General features: G+C 65.7%; 2 protein-coding genes and 1 pseudogene. 2 read left to right on the top strand and 1 reads right to left on the bottom strand.

Annotated features, from left to right (window positions below):
* Both AC1D1P_RS16505 and proC read left to right on the top strand, forming a co-directional pair.
* Positions 1–787, top strand: a 787-nt coding sequence (locus AC1D1P_RS16505) for an esterase-like activity of phytase family protein (RefSeq protein WP_477673716.1), incomplete at its 5' end; no start/stop codon positions are given.
* 6 nt (positions 788–793) lie between these two features.
* Positions 794–1630, top strand: a complete 837-nt coding sequence (proC, locus tag AC1D1P_RS16510; protein WP_477668678.1) for a pyrroline-5-carboxylate reductase — start codon at positions 794–796, stop codon at positions 1628–1630.
* 213 nt (positions 1631–1843) lie between these two features.
* Here the strand turns inward: proC and AC1D1P_RS16515 are convergent.
* A pseudogene (locus AC1D1P_RS16515) lies at positions 1844–4043 on the bottom strand (hypothetical protein); the annotation flags it as partial.

Consider the following 4043-nt stretch of genomic DNA (forward strand, 5'->3'; position numbering starts at 1 on the left):
GCCCCCCGACCCGGAGTCGATTCGCTGGCGCCCGAGCAGCCAGACGCTGCTGTGGGTCACTGAGGGGCATTCCCTGACGGGCGTGGCGCCGGAGCTGCGCGAAAGCCGGGCTGACGGCACGATGGTTCGCGAATTTACGCTGCCGCCCATGTTTGAGTTTCATCTCATCCGGGGGCCGCGCGTCAATCTGGCGCTGGAAGGCCTGGCGCTGACACCCGATGACAAGACAGCCTGGATCGCCATGGAAAACGCCTTCCGCCAGGATGGACCCGTACCCACGGTGAAAGCGAAGGGCGGTCCTTGCCGCTTCACCCAAATTGACCTTGCCAGTGGGAAAGCATTGCGGCAAATTGCGTATGTGCCCGACGCCATTCCGCGCGCACCTGTTGCGCCGGCCACCCAGGCCGACAACGGCGTGGTGGAAATCCTGATGCTCGATGCCGACCGCATGCTGGTGCTGGAGCGGGCCTATATGGCCGGCTGGGGCCCGCAGGCAGGTAACTCGCTGCGCCTGTACCTTATCGACACCCGGCAGGGATCCGACACGCTCGCAACGCCTGTCCTGCAGACTGGCACCTATCGCGCGGTGGACAAAACACTGATCGCCGACTTTTCCACCTTCACCGGCCCGGGGCCCGGCCTCCGGCTGGAACGTCTGGACAATACGGAAGGCATGGCCTGGGGCCCGGTACTGCCCAACGGAAATCGCAGCCTGGTCTTCATTAGCGACGACAATTTCAGCTCCCGGCAAATCAGCCAATGGCTGGCCTTTGAATTTTTGGATTGACAACGCATGACCTCCAATTCCCGTACAAGCAACGAACACATCGCCTTCATAGGCGGCGGCAACATGGCCAGCGCCATCATTGGCGGCCTGCTTAAGCAAGGCATGCCAGCCAGCCAGATCCAGGTGGTCGAGCCTTTTGAGGAGCAACGCAACAAGCTCATCCGGCAATTCGGCGTGCAGGTGCATGAAAAACCCGGCGCGCCACTGGCCAGCGCCGGCCTGGTGGTCTGGGCTGTAAAGCCGCAGACATTCAAGGATGCAGCGCTGCAAACACGCTTTCACACCAAAACCGCCCTGCACCTGAGTGTGGCAGCCGGCGTGCGGTCCAGCAGCATCGCGCGCTGGCTGGGCACCGAGCGCGTGGTACGCGCCATGCCCAACACGCCGGCGCTGGTCGGCAAAGGCATGACGGCGCTGTTTGCGCGGGATGCCGTGACAGACGACGACAGGCTGGGTGTCGAGCAGGTGGTCAAGCCCACGGGGGATTACCTGTGGCTCACCGAAGAAGCCCACTTGGACGCGGTCACCGCCATTTCGGGCTCCGGCCCGGCCTACGTCTTTTATTTTGTGGAAGCCATGATCGAGGCAGGCACGGACATGGGCCTTGCGCCGGAACAGGCGCGCAAGCTTGCCGTCGGCACCTTTGCTGGCGCTTCGGCGCTGTTGGCGGCGTCCGACGAGACGCCCCAGACCCTGCGCGCCCAGGTCACGTCCAAAGGGGGCACCACCTACGCCGCGCTGACCTCCATGGAGCAGGACCGCGTCAAGATGCTGTTCATGCGCGCCATCCACACGGCAAGGCAACGCGCCGGTGAACTGGGTGATGAGTTTGGCGCGGGCTGAAGAGGTTTAAGAGGAAACCTCCTGCAACCCAATGCAGGAAAGCGCAAGCAGCTATCTATTTAGGAGCTTAGGAACTCAGCTCATCTGGTGATGAGCTTTGCTTCCCAAACCCCAAACTTAATAGCTGCTCAGGCACATATTCGATGTCAATGGCCAAAACGACAGAACAGCCTGAAAAAAGCTGTTTTCCGCCTCTGTGAGCGCCTGGGAAGCCTACTGATCGACCTTGACACGGTAAGTGACGACGATCTGTGCCCCAGAGGCCAGCGAACCGGTAAAAGTCCACTTCAATGCCCCCTGCGCGTTCACGGCCGGTTGCGTGGTCACCGTGCAGCCCGTGATGCCCGTGGGCAGCACGCCCGGACAGGCGGTGGAGACGAAGCCGGTGAACGCCGGGGTGGAGTCGCTCACAAACAGCGTGGACAGCGCCTGTGTGCCGTTGTTGGTGGCCGTCAACGTGTACTGCAGCGTGTCGCCAGGGCTGGCGTTTACGCTGGTGGCCGAGGCGATAGCCTGGGTGACGTTGCTCACCAGCTTGGCCAGCGACAGGTCGCCAGCCTGGCCAACGGTGGTGATATCGGTGACAAGCAGGGTGCTGACGCTGAGCGCCGGGCTGGCGTTGGTGTAGCTGAAGGCCGCGCTCAAGGTTACGTTGTTCTGCGCGCCCTGGCCGGCCCCAGCGGGTACGAACTGCTTGACGATGAGGCAGACGGTCTGCCCGGCGGTGACGGTGAGAGCTGTGGTGACCTGCGCCTCGCTGGCCTCCAGCGCTGCGTTGCAATTGCTGTCCTGATACAGCACCTGGCTCCACGCAGGGCTGGCCGGCGTGGCGGTGTTGACCATCGAGAAGGTAACTTGCCCGCCGGTGCCAGCGGTGTAGGTGTGGGCGTAAAACACGACCGTGCCAGGCTGGGCGGTCTGCGCGCCGTTGGGGCTCAGGGTGTTGGGCCCCACCATGCCGAAGCTGATGCCGGTGCGGGCCAGGCCGGAGCCGGCGGTGTAGCTCACACTCGGGCGGGTGTAAGTGCCGCCCGTGGTGCCGGCCGAGCCGCCGGTGGCGGTGTAGCCGGAGGGCAGCACGGGCGTGAGGACCACGGTGCCGCTGGTGGCACCGGGAATCCACAGAATGAAGCTGCCATCGCTGGCCGTGGGTTCGGTGTCCACCGTCGTCGCACCCTGCATGGCGTTGACGGTGATGCCGGCCAGGCCGGGCTCCGTCCCGGCCTTCACGCCGTTGTTGGCGGTGCCGCCGCCCGCGCCGTTGTCGGCAAACACGGTGCCGCTCAGCGTGCTGCCGCTGTACAGGCCGAAATTCTGCGGTGCGGGCGGCGCACCCACGATGCTGAATTGGATCACCCCGGTGGGATTCTGCGTACCGATGAAGCCGGCCGGATATGCAGCCGCGATGTCGCTCAGCGTGTTGTTGCCGTCCACGATCAGGCAATAGTTGCCCTGCTGTATGTTGGTGAAGCTGTAGGCGCCGGTGGTCAGGTTGACCGATGCAGCCACGGTGGCCGGCCCCGTGCAGGTGCCGCCCGTGCGCGGCGCAAGCTTGACCCACAGTGCAGTGGCCCCGCCTATGCCGGCCTCGCCCGCATCCAGGTTGCTGTTGTGGTTGGGGTCGCTGTAAACGTTGCCGCCGAAACCCAGGGCTACCGTACTGACCACGGGCGCAGCGCAGCCGGCGCTCGGCGTGTTGGCAGCCGTGCAAGTGGTCGGGGTCGGTGGGCTGGTGCCGCCGGCCGGGTCTACGGCGGTGTAGTTGGTGACCGTGATGTTGCTCGTCGGTCTTGCCGTGATCTGCAGCGTCGAGGTGCCGCCGCTGGCTGTGATGGCGCCAACGAAATTGCAGGTCACCAGCGTGCCGCCGGCATTGGCCGCGGTCGAGCAGGTCCAGCCGGTGCCGCTGCTGCTGACGTAGGTCATGTTGACGGGAAGCTGATCCACCACCCGCGCCACAAAGGCCGGCGTGGTGGTGGTGGTTGCCACGGTAAGGGTGTAGACACTGTTGATGCCCACCTGCAACGCAGGGCTGGGCTGCGACTTGGTGACAGTCAGCGTGGGGTAGATGGGCGTGATGGTCACGGAGCCGTCGCCACCGGGATTGCCGGTGCCCGGCGCCGTGTTGCCGGGGACGGTCGCGCCGCCCGCGCCACCCAGCGACGCGGTCACGCTGAAAGCCGACACCGACACCGCGTCGCGGCAAGATCCGCCGCCCGTGGCCTGAGCGGTGGTGTTGGTGGCGCTGCTGTCCACCAGTTCCGCGCCGCCCACACCGGCCGCGCAACCGGCGCYGCCGCCGCCGCCGCCCGAGCCGTCGCCGACGCGTGTCGCGCCGGCGCTACCCGCTGCGCCCGGCAAGGTGCCTATCGTCGTCGTCGCGGCCAGCCCGGGGCGGCCCGCGATGTTGAGC

It is taken from the genome of Polaromonas sp. P1_E1_2 (genome assembly GCF_056406035.1).